We start from the raw sequence: 25,051 nt of genomic DNA, 5'->3' as shown, positions 1-25,051 counted from the left end.
GACGCGCGAGGAGGTGTCGATCTGGCCAAATCTCTGCTCCAGCGCCGCCAGCCGGCGCGCGACATCCTGCTCGGCGGGGGTGCCGGGCGCGGCGGTACCGGCCGTCGGCGGCGGCTCATATTGCACGACCGGCGGCGGTGCCTGCTGCTGCGGCGCCGGCTCGGGCGCCCTGGCCTCGGCCGCGGCCGGCTGCGGCGCGACGCCGAGGAAGCGCGCGCCCGCCTCCCAGTGCGAGAGCAGATAGCCCATCACCCCGAGCCCCAGCACGAAGCAGATAGCCGGCACCGCCGCCTTGCGCAGCCAGGGCCGGCGCGGCGGCAGCGGCGCCGTCTCGATCGGGTCGTAATCGCCGTTCATTCGCCCGCTTTCTGGCACAGCTCGGCGGCAAGCTCCAGCAGCGCCTGATCGCGGGGTCTGGGCGCGACCGAGACCGATTGCCAGCCCTCACCCGCGGCGCGGGCCGTCTTCATGCTGATCGCGGCGATCCCGATGCGCCCCTTGTCGCCCGCCAGCCCCGCGAACAGGGTCGCGGCGCGCGGCGAATGGAGCAGGGCCAGATGGTCCTCGGCCGCGACCGGCAGCCGCTCCAGCGCCTCGGCGGCATAGACCGGGATGCGGGTGATCGCGACCGCGGGATGGCCGATCGCCAGATGGTCCTCGCCGCAGGCGTGGAAGGCGCTGCGCACCTCGTCCTCGGCCATCATCAGCAGCAGCGCCTTGCCGTCGTCGGGGCCGACGCGGAGGTCGGTGAACCCGGCCTCTTCGGCGGCCGCCGCCGTCGCCTCGCCCACCGCATAGCAGGGCAGGGCCCTGAACGCGGCCAGCCCCGTGGCAGCCTGCCGGGCTGCACTCGCGCTGGTCAGCATCACCGCGTCGAAGCCGGCCGGGTCGGGCGGCGTCCAGGGCAGCGGCCGGACCGCGAAGAGCGGCGCCACCACCGGGTCCAGGCCCAAAGCCCGCGCCCGCGCCGCCGTCTCGTCGGCGCCGGGCTGCGGGCGGAGGATGAGGAGCTTCACGGCGCGAAGCTCGCGCGCAGCGCCGGGCTGGCGGCCTCGAGCAGGCGCCGGGCAAGCTCCGCTGGTTCGCCCTCGCCTGCATGCACCTCGCGCCCGTCCGCGCTCAGGATCTCTGCCTGCACGACGCCCCCCGTTGCCAGGGCCGCGACCGCGCTGTGGCAATTGCCTCCCAGGGCAGCGAGGAAGGCGCGCTCCGCATTCACGGCCTCATGCGTCGGCCGATGGTCGATCCTCTCTAGAAGCCGCCGCAGGTCGCCGCGTTCCGCCAGGATTTCGACCCCGATCGCGCCCTGCGCCGGGGCCGGCAGCAAATCGAGCGGCGCGCCCAGGTCGAGCCCGAGCCGGTCCAGCCCCGCCGCTGCGAGCAGGGTGGCGTCGAACGCCCCCGCCTCGATCCTGGCGAGGCGCGTCTGCACGTTGCCGCGGATGATCGCGCAGCGCAGGTCGGGCCGCCGTGCGAGCAATTGCGCGGTGCGCCGCGGCGAGGAGGTGCCGACCCGCGCGCCTTCGGGCAAGGCCGCGATGCTGTCCGCCCCGATCAGCCGGTCGCGCGTGTCCGCCCGCTCCAGCATGGCGGCGATGACCAGGGCGTCGGGCCGGAGCGTCTCCACATCCTTCATCGAATGGACGCTGAAGTCGGTGCGCCCATCGGCCAGCGCCCGGTCCAGCTCCTTGGTCCAGAGCGCCTTGCCGCCGACCTCGGCGAGGGCCCGGTCCTGGATCACGTCGCCCGTCGTGGTGATCGGCACGATCTCGGTCTCAACGCCGCAGCTTGCGTGCAGCGCGGCCGCCACCATCTGCGCCTGGGCGAGCGCCAGCGGCGAGCCGCGTGTTCCGATCCGCAGGGGCTGGGTCATGCGGCGCTTGAACTAGCGGGATCGCAAATGGCAGGGAAGCAAAGATGAGCCTCATCCTCGGCATCGAATCCAGCTGCGACGAGACGGCGGCCGCTCTGGTCACGTCGGAGCGGCGGATTCTCGCCCACCGCCTGGCCGGCCAGGAGGCCGCGCACCGGCCCTATGGCGGCGTCGTGCCCGAGATCGCCGCGCGCGCCCATGTCGAGATCCTGCCCGAGCTGATCGAGCAGGTGCTGCACGAGGGCCAGGTCGAGCTCGCCGAGGTCGACGCCATCGCCGCGACCGCCGGGCCCGGGCTGATCGGCGGGGTGATGGTCGGGCTGGTCACCGCCAAGGGGCTGGCTTTGGCGGCGAACAAGCCGCTGGTGGCCGTCAACCATCTGGAAGGCCACGCGCTCTCGCCGATGCTGAGCAGCCCGGACCTCAAATTCCCCTATCTGCTGCTGCTCGTCTCGGGCGGCCATTGCCAGCTGCTGCTGGTCGCTGGCGTCGGGCGCTATCGACGCCTTGCCACCACGATCGACGATGCCGCTGGCGAGGCCTTCGACAAGACCGCCAAATTGCTCGGCCTCGGCTTTCCGGGCGGCCCGGCCGTCGAGCGGGCCGCGGCCGGGGGCGATCCGCAGGCCGTGCCGCTGCCGCGTCCTTTGGTCGGCTCCGGCGAGCCGCATTTCAGCTTCGCGGGTCTGAAGAGTGCGGTGCTGCGCGCCAAGGAGAGCGGACGCTACAGCAACGCGGACATCGCCGCGAGCTTCCAGCAGGCCGTGGTCGATTGCTTCCTCGACCGCACCCGCCTGGCGCTGGAGGCGGCGGACGGCGCGACCGCGCTCGTCGTCGCCGGCGGCGTCGCGGCCAACGCCGAGGTCCGCACCGCGCTGAAGGCGCTCGCTGCCGGCCATGGCCTGCCCTTCGTCGCTCCGCCTCTGTGGCTCTGCACCGACAATGCGGCGATGATCGGCTGGGCCGGCGCGCTTCGCTTCGACGCGGGCCTGGTCGACGGCCTCGATGCGCCCGCCCGCGCCCGCTGGCCGCTCGATCCCGAGGCCGAGAAGGCGCGCGGCGCCGGGGTGAAGGCGTGAGAATCGGAATCGTCGGCGCAGGCGCCTGGGGCACGGCCCTCGCCCAGGTCGCCGCGGCCAATGATGAGCCCGTTTTGCTCTGGGCGCGCGAGCCCGAGGTGGTCGAAGCGGTCAACCGGGATCACGAGAACCCGCTGTTCCTGAAGGGCCTCGCCCTCAGCCCCTCGATCCGCGCCACCGGCGACCTCGCCGAGCTGGCGGCCTGCGAGGCGCTGCTGGTGGTCAGCCCGGCGCAGTTCCTGCGCGCGGTGCTCGGCGGCCTGCCCGCGAGCGGGACGCCACTGATCCTCTGCGCCAAGGGGATCGAGGACCGGACCGGCCTGCTCATGCACGAGATCGCGCACGAATTGCGCCCGGAGGCGCCGATCGCGGTGCTTTCCGGGCCAACCTTCGCGCATGAGGTCGCGGCGGGGCTGCCGACCGCGGTGACGCTGGCGGTCGAGGACCAGGCGCTTGGCGAGCGGCTGACGGCGCGGATCGCCCGGCCCTGGTTCCGGCCCTATCTCAGCGACGACGTCGCCGGCGCCGAGGTGGGCGGCGCGGTCAAGAACGTGCTCGCCATCGCCTGCGGCGTGGTCGAGGGCCGGCGGCTCGGCCAGAATGCCCGCGCCGCGCTCATCTCGCGCGGCTTTGCGGAAATGACCCGCTTCGGCCTCGCCAAGGGCGCGAGGGCCGAGACCCTGGCGGGCCTCGCCGGGCTCGGCGACCTCGTCCTCACCTGCTCGTCGACCAGCTCGCGCAATTTCTCGCTCGGCAAGGGGATCGGCGAGGGCGCGCGGCCGGCGGAGCTGCTGTCCGACCGCCGCACCGTCGCCGAAGGCGCCTTCACCGCCCCGGTGCTGAAGCGCGCGGCCGAGGGGCTCGGCGTCGACATGCCGATCGTCGCCGCGGTCTGCGCTTTGCTGGCGGAAGAGGCGTCGGTGGATGACGTGGTCGGCCGGCTGCTGGCGCGGCCGCTCAGGGCGGAGGGGGTCTAGGCACGACCGTGCTCCGGCGAAGGCCGGAGCGTTGCGACGCTCCATGGGATGCCATCGTCCAGCGCTCCGGCCTTCGCCGGAGCACAACGGAGCGTGCCTGCCGCGGGGCTCAAAAATCCCAGCAGATCCCCTTATTCTCCCAGTCGCCGTAGCGCGTGGGCTCCTTGCCCCTGGGGCCGCCGCTTTCGGAGCTCTCCTTCGCCTCCTCCGGCTCCGGCACGGGCGGGCTCGGCGTCAGATAGGCGGGGGCTTTGATGTGGGGCGGGCGCTCGGCCATGGTCCGTCCGTTGAATTCGACCTTTGATCCGCCCACATTTCATCCTCGGAGGATCGAAAGGCAAGATGAACACCATTCGCACGGCCATGCTGCTGGCGGCGCTGACCGCCTTGTTCATGGGCCTGGGCTATCTGATCGGCGGTACGAGCGGGGCGCTGATCGCGCTCGTCATCGCCGCCGGTATGAACCTCTTCACCTACTGGAATGCCGACAAGATCGTCCTTCGCATGCACAATGCGCAGGAGGTCGACGCCCGTTCCTGCCCGCAGCTCTTCGGCATCGTCGAGGAACTGGCCCGGCGCGGCGGCCTGCCAACCCCCCGCGTCTACCTGATCGACGAGCCCCATCCCAATGCCTTCGCCACCGGCCGCAACCCCCGGAATGCCGCGGTCGCGGCGACCACGGGCCTGCTCGCGATCCTCGACCGCGACGAGGTCGCGGCGGTGATGGCGCACGAGCTCGCCCACGTGAAGAATCGCGACACTCTGGTGATGACGATGACCGCGACCATCGCCGGCGCCATCTCCATGCTTGCCAATTTCGGCCTGTTCTTCGGCGGCGGTGACCGTGACCGGGGCGGCAACATGATCGCGATGATCCTTGCCGTGATCGTCGCCCCCTTCGCCGCGATGCTGGTCCAGCTCGCGATCAGCCGGGCCCGCGAATATGGCGCCGACGAGGGCGGCGCGCGCATGCACGGCAATCCGCGCAAGCTCGCCTCGGCGCTCGCCAAGCTGGCGCGCGGCGCCCAGGCCGTCCCCAATCCGATCGCGGCGCGCAACCCCGCCGCCGCCTCGCTCTACATCGTCCCCGGCCTCGGCCGCGGCGATTCCTGGTTCTCCACCCATCCGGCCACCGAGAACCGGATCGCGGCGCTCGAGCAAATGGCCGGCGAGATGGGCCTGCACAGCCCGCCGCCTCTGTTCGACCGGCCCATCGAGGCGCCGCGCGGATCCTCGTCGGTGCCGCGCAGCCATAAGCCGGCGAGCGCGCTGGATCCGCACGGGCGCCGGCGCTGAGCAGCAACGATCCTCCCGGCACGGAGGCACGCCGCACCGCGCTGCGCCTGCTCGACGCGGTGCTGCGCAAGGGCCTGCCGCTTGAAGCCGCGCTCGACAATGCGGCACGCGACCTGACCCGTGCCGACGACCGCGCCTTCGCCCATGCCATCGCCGCCGAGGCGCTGCGCCGGCTGCCCGATCTCGACGCCCTGATCGACGGCGCGACCCGCAAGCGCCTGCCCGACGATGCCAAGGCCCGCTTCGCCCTGCGCCTCGCCCTCGTCCAGGCGCTCGCCCTCGGCACGCCGCCCCATGCGGCCATCTCCACGGTGCTCCCTTTAGTCGACGGCGGCCCGCGCAAGCTGGTCCATGGCGTGTTCGGCGCTCTGATTCGGCAGCAGGCCGCGCTGCCCGAATTGCCCAGCCTGCCCGCGCCGGTCGCCGAGCGCTGGCGCGAGCAATGGGGTGAGGCGGTGGTCGCCGCCGCCGCCCGCTCCATCGCTGCGCCGCCGCCCGTCGACCTGATCGGCGCGCCACCGGCCGGTCTCGAGGGGATCAGCCTGGAACCGGACCATCTTCGCCTGCCGCGCGGCACCGCCGTCGCGGGCCTGCCGGGCTATGAGGAGGGCAAATGGTGGGTACAGGACATTTCGGCCTCCATGCCGGCCCGCCTGCTCGGCTCTGGCGAGGGGCGCACGGTGCTCGATCTCTGCGCCGCGCCCGGCGGCAAGACCATGCAGCTGGCCAAAGCCGGCTGGAACGTCACCGCAATCGACATTTCCGAAAGTCGTCTCGCGCGACTTTCGCAGAATCTGGCGCGCACCGGCCTTTCGGCCAGGGTCGTGGCCGCTGACGTCATGACGTGGTCGCCGCCGGCTTTGGTCGACGCGATCCTGCTCGACGCGCCCTGCTCCGCCACCGGCATCTTCCGCCGCCATCCCGACGTGCTGCACCGGGTCCGCCCGAAGGCGATCGCCGCGCTGGCCGAGGTCCAGGGCGCGATGCTGACGCGCGTGGCGGGCTGGCTGAAGCCGGGCGGCAGGCTCGTCTATTCGGTCTGCTCGCTGGAACGGCGGGAGGGGGAGGAGGTCGTCGGTGCCTTCCTCGACCGGCGCGACGATTACCGGATCGAGGAGGAGCAGCGCCTCTTGCCGGGCCGCTACGAGGCCGAGGGCGGCGCCGACAGCTTTTTCATCGCGTCCCTGACTCGGCTCGGCTCGCCGCCGTCCGATAACCGGGGATAAGTCCGGCACTTTCCTTGCTCCCCGAGTCGCGCCTCTGTTAGGCTCGCGGGCGTGCAGCAGCCGGTCCGCATCGCTCCCTCCATCCTCTCCGCCGATTTCGCGCGGCTGGGCGAGGAAGTCCGCGCCGTCGACGCGGCCGGCGCCGACTGGATCCATGTCGACGTCATGGACGGGCATTTCGTGCCGAACCTCACGATCGGGCCGATGGTGGTGAAGGCGCTGCGGCCGCACACTGCCAAGCCGCTCGACGTTCATCTGATGATCTCGCCGGCCGAGCCCTTCCTCGAGGCCTTCGCCGAGGCGGGCGCGGACATCATGACCGTCCATCCCGAGGCGGGTCCGCATCTGCACCGCACGCTCCAGGCGATCCGCAAGCTCGGCAAGCGCGCCGGCGTCTCGCTCAACCCGGCGACCCCGGCCAAGGCGCTCGATTATGTGCTCGAGGAGGTCGATCTCGTCCTGGTGATGAGCGTCAATCCCGGCTTTGGCGGGCAGGGCTTCATCGAGAGCCAGCTCAGGAAGATCGATGCGATCCGGAACCGGATCGACAAGGAGGGCCTGAAGGTCGACCTGGAGGTGGACGGCGGCATTGACCAGGGCAATGCCAGGCGGGTGATCGCGGCGGGCGCGGACGTGCTCGTCGCGGGCACCGCAACCTTCCGCGGCGGCGCGGAATCCTATGCGGAGAATATCAAGGGCCTCAGGGGATGAGCATCCTCGGACGGGTGGAGAGCGAGACGGGCGAGGAAGAGATCGGGGCGGGCAAAAGGCTGATCCGCGTCGGCGACGACCGCGGCCTCTCCCTGTTCGAGCGCCTGAGCTACAGGCTGCACCGCTTCGGCTGGCGCACCCCGCTCCATGCCCTGCGCCTGCGCGGCAAGGTCCCGCTGAAGCTGATCGCCGTGCCCAAGGACCCGATCGCCGGCGACAAGGCGGCGGGCGAGGCCCTGCTCGAAGGCGTGATCCGCCACGGCGGCACCGAAGTGCCGGTGCCCCAGTTCGATTTCGCGACTTTGGGCTATGCCGCCGATTTCAGCGACTATCTGCAGAGCTTCGCCTGGCTGCGCGACCTCTCCGCCGCGGCGACCCGCGAGCGCGGGGCGGTCCGCGCCGAGGGGCTGATGCGCAAATGGCTCGCCGCCCATGCCGACGAGGTCAGCGAGCCCGCCTGGCGCGCCGACCTCTGGGGCCGCCGCATCCTCTTCTGGACGGCCTATGCGCCCTACATCCTGTCCAGCGCCGATCCGGTCTACCGCTCCTCGGTCCTCTACGCCCTCGCGCGGGGCGCCCGCCATCTCGAGCGGGGCGCCGACAAGGCCCCGCCCGGCCTCGCCCGCATCGCCGCCTGGAGCGGGGTGATCGCCGCCGCTCTGGTCGTGCAGGGCGGGCCGGCGCGCCTCAGGACGGGCGAGGTCGGCCTGTCGCGCGCGCTCGGCGTCTCGCTGCATGACGATGGCGGCCTGGTCAGCCGCTCGCCGGCCGAGCAGGTCTCGGTCGTCGAGATATTGGGCCAGCTGCGCGGCGTCTACATTGCCGGCCGCCGCGACGTGCCGGAATGGCTGACCGACGCCCTCTCCGCCGGGGTCGCGGCCCTGCTCTCGATCACGCTCGGCGACGAGGCTTTGTCGAGCTGGCAGGGCGGCAACATGGCGAGCCGCCGCCGGGTCGCGGCCGCAATCGAGGGCGCCGGCATCGCGGTCAGGCCGCTGCGCCAGGCGCGCGGCTGGGGTTATCAAAGGCTGCAGGCGAAGCAGAGCATCCTCGTCTTCGACGCCGCCCCGCCCCCGCCGCCGCGCTCCCTGTCGGGCGCCTGCGCCTCCACGCTCGCCTTCGAGTTCAGCGACGGCCCGGCGCGGCTGATCGTCAATTGCGGCGGCGCCGGCGACGCGGCGGGCGCCCTGCCCGCGGAGCTCAGCTTCGCCTTGCGCACCACCGCCGCCCATTCGACCCTGACCTTGGGCGACCGCAATTCGACCGCGATCCACGAGGACGGCTCGCTGGGCAAGGGCGTGGCCGAGGTCGAGCTGGTTCGCGACGAGACCGCCGGCGTCGCCCGCTGCGAGGCCAGCCATGACGGCTATGTCCGCCGCTACGGCCTCGTCCACGAGCGCCGGCTCAACCTCTCCAGCGACGGCCGGCTGCTGAACGGCGAGGACCGGCTGATCGCTGCCGGCCGCAAGCGGAAGCAGGAGACGATCGCCTTCGCCGTCCGCTTCCACCTCGCCCCCGCCGTCGAGGTGACCAGCACCGCCGACGGCCAGGGCGCGCTCCTGCGCCTCAGGGGCGGCGCGGTCTGGCAGTTCCGCTGCCGGGGCGGCCAGCTCGCCGCGGAGGACAGCCTCTGGATCGACGGCGAGGCCCGTCCCCATGCCTCGCTCCAGCTCGTCATCACCGGCGAGACGCCCTCCGACGGCATGACCATAAGCTGGGAATTGAAGCGGGCGGGGTGACGCCCCGGAAGGGCGGCGCTAAGGCGTCCCCGAATCCAGCTTCGAAGGACCTTCCATGACGGACGTGAAAGTCGCCCGCGCCCTCCTGTCCGTGTCGGACAAGACCGGCCTCGTCGAGCTCGGCCAGGCGCTGGCCCGGCACGGGGTCGAGCTGGTCTCGACCGGCGGCACCGCGAGGGCGCTGCGCGAGGCCGGGCTCGAGGTCCGCGACATTGCCGATCTGACCGGCTTCCCGGAGATGATGGACGGCCGCGTGAAGACGCTGCATCCGAAGGTCCATGGCGGCCTGCTCGCGGTCCGCGACGATCCCGCGCATGCGGCGGCGATGGCCGAGCACGAGATCGGCGCGATCGACCTCGTCGTGGTCAATCTCTACCCCTTCGCCCGGACCGTGGCCCGGGGCGCCGACCGGCCCGAGATCATCGAGAATATCGATATTGGCGGCCCGTCCATGGTCCGTTCGGCCGCCAAGAATCACTGCTTCGTCGCCATCGTCACCGATCCTGCCGATTATGCGGAGCTGGTCGAAGCGCTGGACGGAAGCGGTGGCAGGACGTCACTCGATCTGCGCAAGCGTCTCGCCGCAAAGGCCTTTGCCGCCACTGCGGCCTATGATGCCGCGATCGCCGGCTGGTTCGCCCATGTCGACCAGGGCGAACGTTTCCCCGCCCGGGTCGCCCTGCCGATGATCAAGCAGGCGGAGCTCCGCTATGGCGAGAATCCGCACCAGATCGCGGCGCTCTACACCCAGGCGGCGGGCGGCGTGAACGGCATCGCCCAAGCCCGCCAGATCCAGGGTAAGGCGCTCAGCTACAACAATTACAACGATGCCGACGCCGCGCTCGAGCTGGTCAGCGAGTTTCGCGGTGGCCCGCCGACCGTGGTCATCGTCAAGCACGCCAATCCCTGCGGCGTCGCCACGGCGGACAATCTGGCCGCGGCCTATGACGCCGCCTTCGCCTGCGACACTGTCTCGGCTTTCGGCGGGATCATCGCGGTCAACCGCCCGCTCGACGGACCGACCGCGGAGGCGATCTCGGGCATCTTCACCGAGGTCGTCTGCGCCCCCGATGCCGATGAGGCCGCCTTGGCGGTCTTCGCCCGCAAGAAGAACCTGCGCCTGCTGCTGACCGGCGACCTGCCCGATCCGGCCCGGCGCGGGCGGGCGATGAAGTCGATTGCCGGCGGCTTCCTGGTCCAATCGCGCGACGACGGCATGATCGGCCCCGACGACCTCCGGCTCGTCACCAGGCGCGCGCCGACCGGACGGGAGCTGGCCGACTGCCTGTTCGCCTGGACGGTTGCCAAGCATGTGAAGTCCAACGCCATCGTCTATGCCAAAGACGGCGCCACCGCCGGGATCGGCGCGGGCCAGATGAACCGGCTCGAATCCGCGCGCATCGCCGCCTGGAAGGCGAAGGATGCGGCGGACAAAGCCGGCTGGCCTGAGCCGCGCACGATCGGCTCCGCGGTCGCCTCGGACGCCTTCTTCCCCTTTGCGGACGGCCTGCTGGCCGCGGCGGAGGCCGGGGCGACGGCGGTGATCCAGCCCGGCGGCTCGATCCGCGACGAGGAGGTGATCGCCGCGGCCGACGAAGCCGGCCTCGCCATGGTCTTCACGGACATGCGGCACTTCCGCCACTGAGCGATTTCAAGTCGGGCAACGTCCGACGACCCGGAAATCGCGGCACCAGGGAGTCAGGGCGTGGCGGGCTCCGAGCCCGGGAGGCCCGGTTTCTCCTTCTTGCCCATGCGGAACAGGGTCCGGTCGTCGTCGGTGAAGCCGCGATACCAGACCACCAGGCCGAAGGTGAGGAGGATGGCCGGCGCGCCGACGCTGAGCTCCAGCCATTCCGGCAGCAGGGTGCCGAGAAAGCCGACCAGGGACGCCGCCGCGCCCGCGAGGATCAGGGACCAGCGCCAGCCCTGCACGGGCGCGCCGAGCAGCCGCGCGAGCAGCCGGGACTTGAGGATCGAGGCCATGCCGAGCGCCAGCGCCAGGCCGGCCGCCGCGCCCGCCGCCTGATAGGCCTGCAGGTCGCTCGGGCTCAGCGGCAGCGAGCGCATGCCGAGGATCAGGCCGACGGTCAGCGCCGCCTGGGTCGCGATCATCAGGCAGGAGATCATCAGATTGCGGTGCCGCGCGACATAGACCAAGGCCGCCTCCGACACTGCCGCCGTCGCCGCGACCACCTCGGCGGCGAGCAGGAAGGCGAGCGCCGCGGTGCCGCCGACGAAGGCGCTCTCCTTGCCGAACAGGCCCATCAGCGCCTCGCCGGGAATGCCGAGCGACAGCGCGATCCCGGCCTGGGCGGCGATGATCCAGAAGCCGACCTGCCGGACCTGCTTGGCTACTGCCACGCGGTCGCCCTCGGCCAGTTTCTGCGTCACCACGGGGGCGAGGATCGGGTCGAAGCTGGTCTTCAGCTTCTGCGGCATCGAGGCGACCTGCTGCGCCACATAGTAGATGCCGACATATTGCGGCGCCACGAACAGGCCCAGAATGGCGATGTCCAGCCGGCGCGAGAACCATTCGATCGCATCGGCCGCGGCCAGCGGGATGTTGCGCTGCGCGAGATAGATGAGGCTGCCCGGATAGGGCCGCCAGCCCTTGGCCATCCCGTAGGAGCGGAACAGCCGCCAGAGCGCGGCGGCGAGCCCGGCAATGACCGACGCGACATAAGCGAGGATCAGGCCGTCGTCCCGGAACTGGGTGTAGAAGAAGGCGCCGGCGGCGATGCTGATCACCCAGGGCTCGACGATCGCGCGAACGTGCACGGTCGACTTGACGTCATGCTTGTAGGCCAGGGCGGCGAGCGCGACGTCGGCGCCGGCAATACCGAAAATGACCAAGGGCAGCAGGAATTCCAGGTTGCGCACGTCGTTCTGCGGGAACATCGCCTGCGGGAAGACCATCAGCAAGGCGCTCGCCAGCGCCGAGGCGATGAAGGCGCAGAGCAGGCCGTCGGCGATGACGTGGCTGTGCGGCTTGTCGGTCGTCGACAATTGCTGGGCGAGCCCCCGCTTCAGCCCGAGCGTCGAGAGCTGCGCGGCAAGCTCGACGACGATCACCGCATAGGCGAAGCGGCCGAGCAGAGACGGGCCGTAGAGCTGGCCGGCGATGAACAGGAAGGGGATCCGCGCCAGCAGGCGGATGACGAAGCCGAAGAAATTGGTCCGTCCGCCCTTGGCGAGGGCGGCGATGTCGTCATCGGGGCGCGCGGCAGCCGCTTCGGCCTCTGTGGCCCGCGAAGAGCCTGCGCCCTTCGTCAATGCGCGGCGCCCCAGTTCGGGCCGGTCCCGATTTCCACACCCAGCGGCACGCTGAGCTCAATCGCCGGCTCCGCCGCGCGTTCCATGACCCGGCGGATCACCCCGGTGGCCCCCGCCACCTCCGCCTCGGGCACCTCGAAGACCAGTTCGTCATGGACCTGCATCAGCATCTTCGTGCCGGTCAGCCCCTCCTCGTGCAGCGCCGGCCCCATCCGGGCCATGGCGCGCTTGATGATGTCGGCGGCCGTGCCCTGGATCGGCGCGTTGATCGCGGCGCGCTCGGCGCCCTGGCGCTCGTGCTGGACGTTGGACCTGATCCGCGGGAAATGCGTCTTGCGGCCGAACAAAGTGGTGGTGAAGCCGGTCTCGCGGGCGAAGGTGAGCGTATCGCCGATATAGGCGCGGATGCCCGGGAAGCGCTCGAAATAGGCGTCGATCATCGCCTGCGCCTCGTCGGGCGTGGTCTCCAGCCGCTGCGCCAGGCCCCAGCGGGAAATGCCGTAGAGGATCGCGAAGTTGATCGTCTTCGCCCGGCCGCGCGTGTCGCGGTTCACCTCGCCGAACAATTCCTGCGCGGTGCGGTTGTGGATATCCTCTCCGGCCTCGAAGGCGGCCTTGAGCGGCGGCACGTTGCAGATATGGGCGGCGAGGCGGAGCTCGATCTGGCTGTAGTCCGCCGACATCATCACGAAGCCCGGTTCGGCGACGAAGGCGTCGCGGATCCGCCGGCCGATCTCGGTGCGGATCGGGATGTTCATGAGATTGGGGTCGGTGGAGGCGAGGCGGCCGGTCTGCGCGCCGGAGAGGCTGTAGCTGGTATGGACCCGGCCGGTGTCGCGGTTGATCTGCTCCTGGAGGGCGTCGGTGTAGGTGGACTTGAGCTTGGTCAGCTGCCGCCATTCCAGCACCAGCCGGGCGATCGGCACGCCCTCGCGCTCCAGCCGCTCGAGCTCGTTCTGGTCGGTCGAATAGACGCCCGACTTGCCCTTGCGCCCGCCCGAAAGCCCCATCTTGTTGAAGAGGATGTCGCCGAGCTGCTGCGGCGAGCCGATCGTGAAGCGGCAGCCCGCCTCGCCGCAGATCGTCTCCTCGAGCGCGGCGATCTCGGTGTTGAACTCGGCCGAGAGGCCCTTCAGCACCGCGCGGTCGACCTTGACCCCGTCCCGCTCCATGGCGCCGATCACGGCGACCATCGGCCGGTCGACCAGCTCGTAGACCCGCGTCGCCTTCTCGAAGGGCAGCCGCGCCCGGAAGCGGAGCCAGAGCCGCAAGGCGACGTCCGCATCCTCCGCCGCATATTCGGTGGCGCGGTCGACCGGGACCTTGTCGAAGGTGATCTGCTTCTGCCCGGTCCCGCAGAGGTCCTTGTAGGCGATGCAGTCATGGTCGAGATGCTTCTTCGCCAGGTCGTCGAGCGCATGGCTGTTCAGCCCGCCCGCGTCGAGATTGAAGCTCATGACGAGCGTGTCGTCATAGGGCGCGACGCGGATGCCCCTTTTCTCGAGCACCACCCAGTCGAACTTGAGATTGTGCCCGATCTTGAGCACCGCCGGGTCCTCGAACAGCGGCTTCAGCTTCGCGAGCACCAAGGCCGACGGCAGCTGCTCCGGCCGCTCCGCGAACATGTCGTCCCCGCCATGTTCGAGCGGGATGTAGCAGGCCTTGTTGCAGTCGGTGGCGAGGCTGATCCCGACCAGTTTAGCCGAGACGCAGTCGCGCCCGTCCGTCTCCGTGTCGAAGGCGACCAGGCCCTTGGCGTTTGCTTCCGCGATCCACCGGTCGAGCGCGTCCTCGGTCGTCACCGTCTCGTAGAGCGACCGGTCGATCTTCGGCTCGGGCCGGACCTCGCGCTGGGTCGTGGTCTCGGTCGCGACTGGCGCGGCCGTCGCCTGCGACTGCGCCCCCAATCGGGCGAGCAGCGAGCGGAAGCCGTGATGGTCGAGGAACTCCCGGAGCGGCTCCTCCGGAATCCCCTTCATCGCCAGCCCCTCGAGCGGCTCCGGCAAGGGCGAATCGCAGATCAATTCGACCAGCTTGCGCGAGATCCGGGCCTTTTCCGCATGCTCGATCAGATTGTCGCGCATCTTCGACGGCTTCATCTCCGGCGCCGCCGCCAGTACCGCCTCGACGTCGCCATATTCCTGGATCAGCTTGGAGGCCGTCTTCGGGCCGATGCCGGGGACGCCGGGGACGTTGTCGACGCTGTCGCCCATCAGCGCCAGCACCTCGCCCACCTTCTCGGGCCCGACGCCGAACTTCTCGATCACCTCCTCGCGCCCGATCCGCCGGTCGTTCATCGTGTCGAGCATGTCGACGCCCGGCTCGATCAGCTGCATCAGATCCTTGTCCGAGGAGACGATGGTGACCTGCCAGCCCTCGCGCACCGCCGCCTTGGCATAGCAGGCGATGATGTCGTCCGCTTCCAGGCCGTCCTCCTCGAGGCAGGGGATGGAGAAAGCGCGGGTGGCGTCGCGGATCAGGGGGAATTGCGGGACCAGCTCGGGCGGCGGCGGTGGCCGGTTCGCCTTGTACTGGTCGTAGAGCTGGTTGCGGAAGGTGCTCTCCGACGCGTCGAGGATGACCGCCAGATGGGTCGGCCCGTCCGCCTTGTTGAGGCTGTCGGCCAGCTTCCAGAGCATCGTCGTATAGCCGTAGACCGCGCCGACATTGAGCCCGTGCTTGTTGGTCAAAGGCGGCAGCCGGTGGAAGGCGCGGAAGATGTAGGACGAACCGTCGACGAGGTAGAGATGCGGGGAAGCCATGAAGGCGATCTAAACCAAGGTAAGGCGCCGTTCAAACATTCGGCGCTAGGAAGGCAGGCGTGAATCGCCGTCTTTTCATGCTTTGCGTCGCCGTTCTGGCGCTCGCCCCCGGCGCTGCCGCCGCGGCGCCCTTCACCTCGACCCGCCTCAGCGTCGAGACGCGGGGCGCCGGCCCCGACGTGATCCTGATCCCGGGGCTCAGCACCGGGCGCAGCGTCTGGTCGTCGACCGTGCGCGCCGTCCCCGGCTATCGCTATCACCTCGTCCAGGTCGCGGGCTTCGCCGGCGACCCGGCGCGCGGCAATGCAAGCGGCCCCGTCGTCCAGCCGCTGGCGCGCGAGCTCGCCCGCTATATCGAGCAGAGCGGGCTCCGCCGGCCCGCGATCATCGGCCATTCGATGGGTGGCACGCTGGCGATGTTGCTCGCCGCCGATCATCCGCGCCTCGTCGGCCGGATCATGGTCGTCGACATGCTGCCCGCGCCCGCCGGCCTGTTCGGCCAGACCAGCGCCGATGCCGGCATCTTCGCCCGCAGCATCGAGAGTCTGACCCGGACCGAGGGCGGCCGCCGGCTCTATTCCTCCTTCGTCAACGTCTTCGCCCCGCCCGGCTCCGGCTTCCGCACCAGCGACCCCGCTCTGGTCGGCCGGACGATGACCGAGCTTGCGGCGATGGACCTGACGGACAGGCTCCCCGCGATCCGCGTGCCCTTCACGATCGTCTATGCCGCGCTCGACGCGCGCCTCGCCCCGGCCGCCGACCGCCGCTACCGCACCGCCTATGCCGACGCGCGCAATCCCCGCTTCGTCCGCATCGACGACAGCGGCCACATGATCATGCTCGACCGGCCCGAGCGGCTGGCGGAGGCGATGCGGGAGTTTCTGGGGGCTAGTCCCACATGACGACAAACCGGCTCACGCGCATGGGGCCTATTCGGACAACACGATGCGCTGCGGCCGTTTCAACATCGATTTGAAGGCCGAGGGTGATCTCGCGATCCCTGTGTGCAGGATCACGGAAATGGGCTTTGACTCTGTAGAGTGAGGGGCCGATGGCCTCGCTGTCGATGTTCGTGAGATCGTCCAGCGTAACCGGTCGGAGAACTACACGCGGATCGCGACAGGGGTCGAACACGAAATGTGGCCCGGCGCACTGCAGGTCAGTCGCTGTGCCGGCGCGGGCCTCGGCCGAGGCCCGCTGCACTGCGACGACTGCGGGCCTGATATCGAGCGCTCCATCGAAGAAAAAATAGGCTGGCCTCGACGTGCCGCCGGTGTCGCTCGTGAGTACGGGGCCTGCCTGCCGGCATCTGGCAAGCTGTCGAGCCCGGTCCTCGGTCTGCCATTCGCCGTCCCAGTTGAAATCCCCGGCGAGGCGATAGACTGAATGGACGGAGATGTGGCTCGGACGAACAGGCAGACTCTCTCCGTTGGCACTTTCCGGTGCGTCGCTCTCGTAGCTGACATTGATCACTCTCGCGCTGCAGAGCCCGGGCCCAGCTGCTTCGGGTGCGAAAGCGAAACTCAGGAATTTCAGGCGGTCATCGGGATAGGGCGCGCCCTGACGAATGGGCCTTGCCACTTCCTGCACCTGCTCCGCCAGGTCGTTCAGGGTAATCCGAGCGATATCCCGAGGGGACAGGGTGCGCGCCTGCTGGCGTGTGAGACCGGCGGGGTTCTCTGCGGTCTCTGGCAAGGAGACAATTGCCGCGAAGGAAAGCACCATCGTCCATAGCGATAACATCGATTCCTCCCTAAGGTGCCAGCACCGTATCCACCGCCTTCGCCAGCGTCTTCGGATAATCCAGCGTATAGTGCAGCCCGCGGCTTTCCCGCCGCTTCAGCGCCGAGCGCACGATCAGCTCCGCGGTCTGCAGCAGGTTGCGGAGCTCGACCAGGTCCGGCGTCACCCGGAAATGGCCGTAATAATCCTCCACCTCGTCGGTCAGCAGCTTGATCCGGTGCTGCGCCCGCTCGAGCCGCTTCGTGGTCCGCACGATGCCGACATAATTCCACATGAAGCGGCGGATCTCGGTCCAGTTCTGCTTGATCACCACCTCCTCGTCGGAATCGGTGACCCGGCTCTCGTCCCAGGCGCGGATCGGCGGCGGCGGGGGGAGCTCGTCCCAGTTAGCGTCGATGTGCCTGGCCGCCGCCTCGCCGAACACGAAGCATTCGAGCAGGCTGTTGGACGCAAGCCGGTTCGCCCCGTGCAGCCCCGACTGGCTGACCTCGCCCACCGCATAGAGGCCCGGCAGATCGGTCCGCCCGTCCAGGTCGATCACCACCCCGCCGCAGGTATAATGCTGGGCCGGCACGACCGGGATCGGCTCCCTGGTCATGTCGATGCCGAGCCCGAGCAGTTTCTCGTGGATGTTCGGGAAATGCCCGCGGACGAAGTCGGCGCCCATCGCGCTGATGTCGAGGTGGACGTAGTCGAGGCCGTAGCGCTTGATCTCGGCGTCGTTGGCCCGCGCCACCACGTCGCGCGGCGCCAGCTCCAGCCGCTCCGGATCATAGTCGGTCATGAAACGCCTGCCGGTGACCGGATTGATCAGCCGCCCGCCCTCGCCGCGCACCGCCTCGGTGATCAGGAAGTTCTTGACCTCCAGATTGTAGAGGCAGGTCGGGTGGAACTGCATGAACTCCATGTTGGAGACGCGGCAGCCCGCCCGCCAGGCCATGGCGATGCCGTCGCCGGTCGCGCCGCTCGGCGCCGTCGAGAAGAGATAGACCCGGCCCGCCCCGCCGGTGGCGAGGATGGTGGCCCGGGCGCAGAAGGTCTCGACCTTCCCCTTCGCCTTGTTCAGCGCATAGACGCCCCAGACATGGCCGTCCCCTGAGTAACGGTGGCCGTGGCGGCTGGTGACGAGGTCGATCGCCACCATGTCGGGAATGAGCGTGATGTTCGGATGCGCTGCCGCCGCTTTCTCCAGCGCCTGCTGCACCGCCCAGCCGGTGGCGTCGTCGACATGGACGATGCGCCGGTGGCTGTGCCCGCCCTCGCGGGTCAGGTGCCAGCCCTCGCCGTCGCTGTCGCTGTTGAACGGCACGCCGAGCTCCGCCAGCCGGGCGATCGCCGCCGGCGCATGCTCGACGACGAACTCGACCGTGGCGCGGTTGTTGAGCCCCGCGCCGGCGATCATCGTGTCCTCGACATGGCTCTCGAACGTGTCGCCGGGCTCCAGCACCGCCGCGATCCCGCCCTGCGCCCAGCCCGTCGCGCCTTCCCCTTTGGCCAGCACCGCCACCCTGAAGCGCGGCGCGAGGTTCAGCGCCGCCGTGAGCCCGGCCGCGCCGGAGCCGAGGATCAGGACGTCCCAGGCGCTGCTCAAATGTTCGCCGCCCTGGTGAGGTTGAGGAACACGTCCTCCAGGTCCGCCTCGCGGGTGGAGACGTCGACTACGCCGAGCCCTTCCCGCTGCACCGCCGCCAGCACCTCGCCGGCATTCACCCGGTCCTTGCGATAGGTGATGGTGAGCGTGCGCTCGCCCGCCAATTCGATCTTGTCGAAGCAGAGATTCTCCGGCGCCTTCTCGATGTCGCGGTCGACGGTCACCTCGACCACCTTCTCCTGGGCCAGCGCCAGCAGGTCCCTCGTCGCCTCATTGGCGATCAGCCTGCCATGGTTGATGATCGCGATCCGGTCGCAGAGCTGCTCCGCCTCCTCCAGATAATGGGTGGTGAGCACGATGGTGACGCCCTGGGCGTGCAGCGAGCGCACATAATCCCAGAGCTGCTGGCGGAGCTCGACGTCGACACCCGCGGTCGGCTCGTCGAGGACGAGGATGGGCGGCGCATGGACCATCGCCTTGGCGACGAGCAGCCGCCGCTTCATGCCCCCGGAGAGGGTACGCGAATAGGCGTTGGCCTTGTCCTCGAGATGGACGGCGCGGAGCAGCTCCATCGTCCGCCGCTCGCTTTTCGGGATGCCGTAGAGGCCCGCCTGGATCTCCAGCGCCTCCTTCGGCGTGAAGAAGGGATCGAAGAGGATTTCCTGCGGCACGATGCCGATGGCGCGCTTGGCGTTGCGCGGATGCGCGTCGATGTCGAAGCCCCAGATGCTGGCGGTCCCGCCGCTCTTCATGACCAGGCCGGCGAGGATGTTGATCATCGTCGACTTGCCGGCCCCGTTCGGCCCGAGCAGCCCGAAAATGCCGCCGCGCGGGATTTCCAGGCTGACCCCGTCCAGCGCGCGCTTGCCGCCCTTGTAGGTCTTCTGCAGGTCGACGATCGAGATGGCCGCTTCGCTCATGCGGCAAGCGCATAGCTGCTCTTTCCCGTCTGGCGAAGCCCCATCGCCTTCGCTAAGGCTCGCTCATGGCCGATATCGACCCCTATGAGCCCGAGCTCGCCTATACCGAAAGCGCCCGCGTCGCCTGCGACGGCGCCGCCGACATCTCGCCCGCGCTCGGCCATCCGCGCGTCTGGCTGCAGATCGACGAGAAGGGCTATGTCGATTGCGGCTATTGCGACAAGCGCTTCATCCTGAAGGGCGGCCCGGCGGACAAACGGCACTGAGCCTCGGCTGACGGGCCCCCTCCTCCGTTCGTCCTGAGCCTGTCGAAGGACCGCTTTCTTGCCGCGAAAGGGAAGGGCAGGGCTTTGACAGGCTCAGCCCGAACGGTTTCGGGAATTGCGCTGCGTCCCTTTCGACATTTGCCCTGGCCCTCCCTATATCCGGTCTGATGACCACTGATCCCCGCGCTTTCCTCTATCGCCCCGGCGGCCTCGATCCCGACGCCGCGCTCCGTCTCACCGCCGATGCGCTGAAGGGCTGCGACGATGGCGAGCTCTATCTCCAGTATACCGCCTCGGAGAGCTTCGGCTTCGACGACGGCCGGCTGAAGACCGCGGATTTCAACACCCAGGCGGGCTTCGGCCTGCGCGGCGTCTCGGGCGAGACCACCGCCTTCGCCCAGGCGAACGAGCTCAGCGAGTCCGCGATCCGCCGCGCCGCCGAGACCATGCAGGTGCTCGATCCGATGAAGGGCGCGCGGCAGGGCCCGCCCCTCAGGACCAACGCGAAGCTCTACACCGACGCCGACCCGCTCAGCCTGATCCCCTTCGCGAGGAAGGTCGCGCTCTGCCAGCAGATCGACGCCGCCGCCCGCGCCCGCGATCCGCGCGTCTCGCAGGTCTCGGTGATGCTCGCCGGCTCGTGGAGTGTGATCGACATCGTCCGCCCGGACGGCTTCGTCGCCCACGACATCCGCCCGCTCGTCCGGCTCAACGTGCAGATCGTCGCCGAGCAGAACGGCCGGCGCGAGAGCGGCTATCACGGCCTTGGCGGCCGCTATCTCTATGACGAGCTGTTCGAGCCCGCGACCTGGAACCGGGCGATCGACATCGCTTTGGCCCAGGCATTGGTGAACCTCGATTCGGTCGACGCCCCCGCGGGCGAGATGACCGTCGTGCTCGGCCCCGGCTGGCCCGGCGTGCTGCTGCACGAGGCGGTCGGCCACGGTCTCGAGGGCGATTTCAACCGCAAGGGCACCTCGGCCTTCTCCGGCCGGATCGGCGAGCGCGTCGCCGCGCCCGGGGTCACCGTGATCGACGACGGCTCGATCGGCGGCCGCCGCGGCTCGCTGACCATCGACGACGAGGGCACGCCGACCCAGCGCAACGTCCTCATCGAGGACGGCATCCTCAAGGGCTATATCCAGGACCGGCTCAACGCGCGCCTGATGGGCGTCGCCCCCACCGGCAACGGCCGCCGCGAGAGCTACGCCCACGCGCCGATGCCGCGCATGACCAACACCTTCATGCTCGGCGGCAGGGACGATCCGGCCGGGATCCTCTCCCGGGCGAAGAACGGCATCTATGCCAAGAGCTTCGGCGGCGGCCAGGTGGACATCACCTCGGGCAAGTTCGTCTTCTCCTGCACCGAGGCCTACCGGATCGAGAACGGGAAGCTCGGCGCGCCCGTGAAGGGCGCGACCCTGATCGGCGACGGCCCGACCGTGCTCACCCGCGTCGCCGCGATCGGCGACGACATGTGCCTCGACGAGGGCGTCGGCGTCTGCGGCAAGGGCGGCCAGTCCGTCCCCGCCGGCGTCGGCCAGCCGACCCTGCTGATCGAGGGGCTGACCGTTGGAGGGACTGCGGCATAGCGGGGGAAATGATGACAGAAGAGCAGTATCTAATGCTCTGCCAGCGGCGGCAGGGATTTGATTCTTTTGTTTGGCAGACGCCACCTCTCGCGATTGCCGCTCAAGCATTTCTCTTAACGGCCTCGTTCGACCACGATACCACGCGGTGGGTAGCCGTTCTCTTGGCAATATTTTCCGGACTGCTGGGGGCAGCTTCCGTGCAGCTCCTGATGAAACACCGGCTGTGCGAAATCGAAGATTCCGAGCGCCTTCGTGTATTTGAGGAAGCCAATGCAGCCAAAGGGTATGCTGTGCTGCACGGCCCGAGAGGTCCCGTTGCGGGAGTGCCGAGAAATTGGATTGTTCGTAGAAGTTCGTTTCGTGTCTGGACTGGCACCTTGTTGGGGTTCGTCGGGTTGGCAATTGTTGCGGCGATAACCGCAGTCATAGGATAGTTGGAATATGGCGGACTTCACCGATCACCTGACCGAGGACCACCAAGCCTTCATCGCCAGGCAGCCCGTTTTCTTCACCGCCACCGCGGCGGCGGACGGGCGGATCAACCTCTCGCCCAAGGGCTATGACGTCTTCCGTATCCTCGACGCCAACCGCGTCGCCTGGCTCGATCTCGGCGGTTCGGGCAACGAGACCCACGCCCATCTCACCGCCGACGGCCGGATCACGATGATGTTCTGCGCCTTCGACAATCCGGCCCTGATCCTGCGCATCTACGGCCGCGGCCGCCCGATCCTGCCGCAGGACGAGGGCTTCGCGGATCTCGCCGCTCTGTTCCCGCGCCTGCCCGGCGCCCGCCAGGTTTTCGACATCCAGGTGGAGAGCGTGCAGACCAGCTGCGGCTGGGGCGTGCCGCGCATGACGCTCGAAAAGGAGCGGCACACTTTGGTCAAATATCACGCCCAGCAGGACCCGGCCGCGCGGCTCGCCAAGATCGCCGGCCGCACCGAGAGCATCGACGGCCTGCCGGTGCGGGTGCAGACCATTATCCCGGCCTGGGATTGAGCATGACGCCCGATCAGGTCCAGGCGGTCCTCACCTTCTGGTTCTCCCGCGGCTGGGACGATTGGTGGAAGGCGAACCCGGCCTTCGACGAGGAAATCCGCAAGCATTTCCTCAGCTTGTGGGAGGAGGAGCGCGGGCATGAAGCGGACGATTTCCTCACCGACCCGGACGCCGCCCTCGCCGCAGTGATCCTGTTCGACCAGTTCCCGCGCAACATGTTCCGCGGCCATGCCGACCAATTCTCCACCGATCCGCTCGCCCTCGCCATTGCGAAGGGCGCGGTCGAGCGCGGCTATGACGACGGCATGACGTCAGCGCAGCGCGGCTTCCTCTATATGCCCTTCGAGCATAGCGAGAACCTGGCCGACCAGCGCCAGTGCCTGCTGCTGTTCACTGCTCTCGGGGACAGGGACATGCTGACTTATGCGAAGAAGCATCACGACGTGATCGAGAGGTTCGGCCGCTTCCCGCACCGCAACAGGATGCTCGGCCGCAAGCCGACCGCGCTTGAGGAAGCGGCGGGCGAAGTGGTGCCCTGGTAATGGCCTTGGTCGAGGCCGCCCGCTTCTTCACGCGCATCGAGGCGGAGATCGCCAGGGGCGCGCTCGAGGCGGCCGACATTCCGGCAATCCTGTTCGACACGGAGACCAATTGGGGCGGCGCCGATCTCGGCGTCGTGCCGGTCCGGCTGATGGTCCATGAGGACGATCTCGCCGAGGCGCAGCGCCTGCTTGCCGAAGGCGCTTGACACCAAGCTGTATTATATCTCTAATACACCAATGGATGTGAGCGTGACCGAAGCCGGCGCCCCGGTGCTGGCGCTGACCGATCTCGGCAAGACCTACGGGCGGCGCGGCGGCGCCGTGCGGGCCGTGCGCGGCGTCTCGCTCGCGGTCGGCGCGGGCGAGGTCTACGGCTTTCTCGGGCCCAACGGCGCCGGCAAGAGCACCACGATCCGCATGCTGATCGGGCTGATCGCGCCGAGCGCGGGGCGGGTCTCCCTGTTCGGCCAGGACCTGGCCGCCGAGCCGTCTTTGCTCCGCCGGGTCGGCTCTTTGGTCGACGGCGGCGCCTTCTATCCCTTCCTGTCCGGCCGCCGGAACCTCGAAGTGCTGGCGCTGACCCATGGCGGCGGTGCCGAACGGATCGACGCCCTGCTCGACCAGGTCGGCCTCGCCAAAGACGCGAAGCGCAAGGTGAAGGCCTATTCCACCGGCATGCGCCAGCGGCTCGGCGTCGCCGCCGCCCTGCTCAACGATCCCGAGATCGTGATCCTCGACGAGCCGGTGAACGGCCTCGACGTCGCCGGCATCCAGGAGATGCGCCAGCTGATCCGCAGCCTCGCCTCGGACCGCGGCAAGACCGTCTTCCTCTCCAGCCATCTGCTCAGCGAGGTGCAGCAGGTCTGCGACCGCGTCGCCATCATCAACAAGGGTGAGCTGGTCCGCGAAGCCACCGTCGCCGGCCTGCTCGACCAGGAGTCGACGCAGCTCAGGGTCGAGGCCGCGCCGCTCGACGCCGCGGAGGCGGCGCTGCGCCCGCACTGGCCCGTGACGCGGGAGGGTGCTGGCCTCATGGTCACCGCCGCGCGCGCCGAGGCGCCCGAGGTGGCAAGGCGCCTGGTCGAGGCCGGGGCCGCCCTGTTCAGCCTGGCGCCGGTCCAGGCCAATCTGGAGGAGGTCTTCCTCGCCTTGACCCAGGAGGATCCCGCCGATGCTTGATCCGATCCGGGCCGAAGCGCTCAAGTTCCGCCGCCACCGCGCCACCTGGGGCCTGGTCTGGATCTGGCCGATCGGGGTCACCCTGATCCTGTCGCTCGCCATCGCCATTCAGGTCGCCAAGGGCGAGGTCGGCCGGCCCGAAAGTGCCGCCGGCTGGATCGCGGACGCGGTCGGCTTCTGGAACGTGCCGCTCGAGCCCTTGGGCCGCTATCTGGTCTGCGCCTTCGTCGCGGTGGTCTTCGCCGGCGAATATGGCTGGAACACCTGGAAATTGATCGTCCCGCATCGCGCGCGGAGCAGCCTGATCGCCGCCAAATATGTCGTCGCTTTGGCCCTGCTCGCTCTGGGCTTCGCGCTCGGCGCGATCCTGTTCAACCTGCTGAGCTGGCTCAAGGACCTCGCCACGGGCACGCCCGTCCCTCCGGACCTCGGCACGGCGGCGCTGGTCAAGGCGCACGGCCTCGCCGCCTTGGCCGCGCTCGGCCCGCTCCTGCTCAGCGTCGCCTATACCAGCCTCGCCGCGATCCTGACGCGTTCGACCATCGCCGCGCTCGTCATCGGCCTGGTCATCACCACCGTGGAGCGGCTGTTCCGCTTCTTCGCCCCGATGCTCGAGCCCTGGGCCCCGGGCCTGATCGGCGGCCTCTACCAGATCCTGCCCGGCTACCATCTCGCCAATCTGGCGGAATGGCTGACCGGGGGCCATGTCCTCGTCATCCCCTTCCCCTCGGGGCCCTTCTCGATGGCGCCGGCGGCCTCGCTCGCCATCGTCGCGGCCTGGACGCTCGCTTTGGTCGTTCTGACCTTCCGGCTGTTCCGCCGGCAGGACATCAACTAGGCGAAGCGCCCTCGCCCTCGCGCGGCTTCAGCCACTTCATCAGCGGACCCAGATTATAGCCGGCCCGCGCCGCATTCTGCGCCAGCGCTTCCGGCACCGCCCCTTCCCGGGCCCGGGCCAGCGCCCAGAGATAGGCCGAGCGCGTCCCGCTGCGGCAGAAGAGCAGGACGCGGCCCTCGGCGCTGTTCATCGCGTCGAGCAGGGCCTCGACCTTGTCCCCGCTGAACTCCAGCTCGATCGGGAGGTGCAGATAATCGAGGCCCGCCGCCCTGGCGGCCTCGCCGAGCGTCGCCGCGTCGAGCTGGTCGAAGGCCTCGCCGTCCGGCCGGTTGTTGACCGCCAGCGTCACCCCGCGCGCCGCCGCCGCTGCCATGTCCTGCAGCCGCATGGGCGAATCCGCGACGAGCACCTTTTTGTCCAATTCCCTGAAAAACATGCGCGTCCC

Annotated in this window: 25 protein-coding genes and 1 pseudogene; 16 read left to right on the top strand and 10 right to left on the bottom strand. The window is 69.5% G+C overall.

The features are described 5' to 3' along the window. The 3 genes and pseudogenes from VEC11_RS08375 to hemC all read right to left on the bottom strand — a co-directional run. Window positions 1-357, bottom strand: a pseudogene (locus tag VEC11_RS08375) (hypothetical protein); the annotation flags it as partial. Then, complete coding sequence (locus tag VEC11_RS08370) at window positions 354-1,016, bottom strand: uroporphyrinogen-III synthase (RefSeq protein WP_464130251.1); 663 nt, start codon at window positions 1,014-1,016, stop codon at window positions 354-356. The gene VEC11_RS08370 and the pseudogene VEC11_RS08375, both read right to left, overlap by 4 nt. Then, on the bottom strand, window positions 1,013-1,873 hold the full coding sequence (gene hemC, locus VEC11_RS08365) for a hydroxymethylbilane synthase (RefSeq protein ID WP_464130249.1): 861 nt from the start codon (window positions 1,871-1,873) through the stop codon (window positions 1,013-1,015). The genes VEC11_RS08370 and hemC overlap by 4 nt, the downstream gene beginning before the upstream one ends. A gap of 44 nt (window positions 1,874-1,917) precedes the next feature. Between hemC and tsaD the strand changes: the two genes are divergently transcribed. Together tsaD and VEC11_RS08355 are read left to right on the top strand one after the other, a co-directional pair. Then, window positions 1,918-2,952, top strand: coding sequence for a tRNA (adenosine(37)-N6)-threonylcarbamoyltransferase complex transferase subunit TsaD (tsaD, locus tag VEC11_RS08360; RefSeq protein WP_464130248.1), 1,035 nt, complete (start codon window positions 1,918-1,920; stop codon window positions 2,950-2,952). Beyond that, entirely contained in the window at window positions 2,949-3,929 is a 981-nt protein-coding gene (locus tag VEC11_RS08355) for an NAD(P)H-dependent glycerol-3-phosphate dehydrogenase (RefSeq protein ID WP_464130247.1), read from the top strand. The genes tsaD and VEC11_RS08355 overlap by 4 nt, the downstream gene beginning before the upstream one ends. Before the next feature lie 109 nt (window positions 3,930-4,038). Here VEC11_RS08355 and VEC11_RS08350 read toward each other — a convergent pair whose 3' ends face one another. After that, entirely contained in the window at window positions 4,039-4,242 is a 204-nt protein-coding gene (locus VEC11_RS08350; RefSeq protein ID WP_464130246.1) for a DUF1674 domain-containing protein, read from the bottom strand. Window positions 4,243-4,271: 29 nt separating this feature from the next. Between VEC11_RS08350 and htpX the strand changes: the two genes are divergently transcribed. From htpX to purH, 5 genes are read left to right on the top strand one after another with little or no spacing between them, the layout of a single operon-like run. Continuing rightward, window positions 4,272-5,225, top strand: coding sequence for a zinc metalloprotease HtpX (gene htpX, locus VEC11_RS08345; protein WP_464130245.1), 954 nt, complete (start codon window positions 4,272-4,274; stop codon window positions 5,223-5,225). Continuing rightward, window positions 5,222-6,451: an RsmB/NOP family class I SAM-dependent RNA methyltransferase gene (locus VEC11_RS08340; RefSeq protein WP_464130254.1), complete on the top strand. Its 1,230-nt coding sequence runs from the start codon at window positions 5,222-5,224 to the stop codon at window positions 6,449-6,451. Before htpX ends, VEC11_RS08340 begins: the two co-directional genes overlap by 4 nt. A 51-nt stretch (window positions 6,452-6,502) precedes the next feature. Continuing rightward, complete coding sequence (gene rpe, locus VEC11_RS08335) at window positions 6,503-7,162, top strand: ribulose-phosphate 3-epimerase (RefSeq protein ID WP_464130244.1); 660 nt, start codon at window positions 6,503-6,505, stop codon at window positions 7,160-7,162. Next, entirely contained in the window at window positions 7,159-8,901 is a 1,743-nt protein-coding gene (locus tag VEC11_RS08330) for a heparinase II/III family protein (protein ID WP_464130243.1), read from the top strand. Before rpe ends, VEC11_RS08330 begins: the two co-directional genes overlap by 4 nt. Window positions 8,902-8,956: 55 nt before the next feature. Then, window positions 8,957-10,546: a bifunctional phosphoribosylaminoimidazolecarboxamide formyltransferase/IMP cyclohydrolase gene (gene purH / locus VEC11_RS08325; RefSeq protein WP_464130242.1), complete on the top strand. Its 1,590-nt coding sequence runs from the start codon at window positions 8,957-8,959 to the stop codon at window positions 10,544-10,546. A 53-nt stretch (window positions 10,547-10,599) separates the two neighbouring features. On the opposite strand, the gene VEC11_RS08320 is transcribed toward purH, so the two are convergent. Both VEC11_RS08320 and polA read right to left on the bottom strand, forming a co-directional pair. After that, window positions 10,600-12,174: a lipopolysaccharide biosynthesis protein gene (locus VEC11_RS08320; RefSeq protein ID WP_464130241.1), complete on the bottom strand. Its 1,575-nt coding sequence runs from the start codon at window positions 12,172-12,174 to the stop codon at window positions 10,600-10,602. Next, window positions 12,171-14,936: a DNA polymerase I gene (gene polA / locus VEC11_RS08315; RefSeq protein ID WP_464130240.1), complete on the bottom strand. Its 2,766-nt coding sequence runs from the start codon at window positions 14,934-14,936 to the stop codon at window positions 12,171-12,173. Before polA ends, VEC11_RS08320 begins: the two co-directional genes overlap by 4 nt. Window positions 14,937-14,995: 59 nt before the next feature. Between polA and VEC11_RS08310 the strand changes: the two genes are divergently transcribed. After that, entirely contained in the window at window positions 14,996-15,838 is an 843-nt protein-coding gene (locus VEC11_RS08310; RefSeq protein ID WP_464130239.1) for an alpha/beta fold hydrolase, read from the top strand. Here VEC11_RS08310 and VEC11_RS08305 read toward each other — a convergent pair. The 3 genes from VEC11_RS08305 to VEC11_RS08295 are packed head-to-tail and all read right to left on the bottom strand — an operon-like array spanning window position 15,825 to window position 19,190. Beyond that, window positions 15,825-16,661 carry a hypothetical protein gene (locus VEC11_RS08305; RefSeq protein WP_464130237.1) on the bottom strand — a complete coding sequence of 279 codons (837 nt, stop codon included), beginning with the start codon at window positions 16,659-16,661 and terminating at the stop codon, window positions 15,825-15,827. The genes VEC11_RS08310 and VEC11_RS08305 overlap by 14 nt on opposite strands. A 28-nt stretch (window positions 16,662-16,689) precedes the next feature. Beyond that, window positions 16,690-18,270: an L-aspartate oxidase gene (gene nadB, locus VEC11_RS08300; RefSeq protein ID WP_464130236.1), complete on the bottom strand. Its 1,581-nt coding sequence runs from the start codon at window positions 18,268-18,270 to the stop codon at window positions 16,690-16,692. Next, window positions 18,267-19,190, bottom strand: coding sequence for an ABC transporter ATP-binding protein (locus tag VEC11_RS08295; protein WP_464130235.1), 924 nt, complete (start codon window positions 19,188-19,190; stop codon window positions 18,267-18,269). Before VEC11_RS08295 ends, nadB begins: the two co-directional genes overlap by 4 nt. Window positions 19,191-19,255: 65 nt before the next feature. Here VEC11_RS08295 and VEC11_RS08290 point away from each other — a divergent pair, with 65 nt between their 5' ends. The 8 genes from VEC11_RS08290 (at window position 19,256) to VEC11_RS08255 (ending at window position 24,606) form a co-directional block, all read left to right on the top strand. Continuing rightward, entirely contained in the window at window positions 19,256-19,456 is a 201-nt protein-coding gene (locus tag VEC11_RS08290) for a zinc-finger domain-containing protein (protein WP_464130233.1), read from the top strand. 167 nt (window positions 19,457-19,623) lie between these two features. After that, window positions 19,624-21,048 carry a metalloprotease TldD gene (tldD, locus tag VEC11_RS08285; protein WP_464130232.1) on the top strand — a complete coding sequence of 475 codons (1,425 nt, stop codon included), beginning with the start codon at window positions 19,624-19,626 and terminating at the stop codon, window positions 21,046-21,048. Window positions 21,049-21,056: 8 nt separating this feature from the next. Continuing rightward, complete coding sequence (locus VEC11_RS08280) at window positions 21,057-21,482, top strand: hypothetical protein (protein WP_464130230.1); 426 nt, start codon at window positions 21,057-21,059, stop codon at window positions 21,480-21,482. 7 nt (window positions 21,483-21,489) lie between these two features. After that, window positions 21,490-22,047 (top strand): pyridoxamine 5'-phosphate oxidase family protein, encoded by a 558-nt coding sequence (locus tag VEC11_RS08275; protein ID WP_464130229.1) that lies wholly within the window; start codon window positions 21,490-21,492, stop codon window positions 22,045-22,047. Window positions 22,048-22,049: 2 nt separating this feature from the next. Next, window positions 22,050-22,589 carry a DUF924 family protein gene (locus tag VEC11_RS08270; RefSeq protein WP_464130228.1) on the top strand — a complete coding sequence of 180 codons (540 nt, stop codon included), beginning with the start codon at window positions 22,050-22,052 and terminating at the stop codon, window positions 22,587-22,589. Next, window positions 22,589-22,795: a putative signal transducing protein gene (locus VEC11_RS08265; RefSeq protein WP_464130227.1), complete on the top strand. Its 207-nt coding sequence runs from the start codon at window positions 22,589-22,591 to the stop codon at window positions 22,793-22,795. Before VEC11_RS08270 ends, VEC11_RS08265 begins: the two co-directional genes overlap by 1 nt. Before the next feature lie 43 nt (window positions 22,796-22,838). Continuing rightward, the gene (locus VEC11_RS08260; RefSeq protein ID WP_464130226.1) at window positions 22,839-23,768 is read left to right on the top strand and encodes an ABC transporter ATP-binding protein; all 930 of its coding nucleotides are present in this window, start codon (window positions 22,839-22,841) and stop codon (window positions 23,766-23,768) included. Continuing rightward, window positions 23,761-24,606 (top strand): ABC transporter permease, encoded by an 846-nt coding sequence (locus VEC11_RS08255; RefSeq protein ID WP_464130225.1) that lies wholly within the window; start codon window positions 23,761-23,763, stop codon window positions 24,604-24,606. The genes VEC11_RS08260 and VEC11_RS08255 overlap by 8 nt, the downstream gene beginning before the upstream one ends. Here the strand turns inward: VEC11_RS08255 and VEC11_RS08250 are convergent. Then, window positions 24,599-25,027, bottom strand: a complete 429-nt coding sequence (locus VEC11_RS08250) for a protein tyrosine phosphatase family protein (RefSeq protein WP_464130224.1) — start codon at window positions 25,025-25,027, stop codon at window positions 24,599-24,601. The genes VEC11_RS08255 and VEC11_RS08250 overlap by 8 nt on opposite strands. Window positions 25,028-25,051: the final 24 nt, after the last annotated feature.

It is taken from the genome of Allosphingosinicella sp., assembly GCF_035626655.1.
Lineage (GTDB): Bacteria > Pseudomonadota > Alphaproteobacteria > Sphingomonadales > Sphingomonadaceae > Allosphingosinicella.
This window is presented reverse-complemented; position numbering and strand designations above follow the sequence as displayed.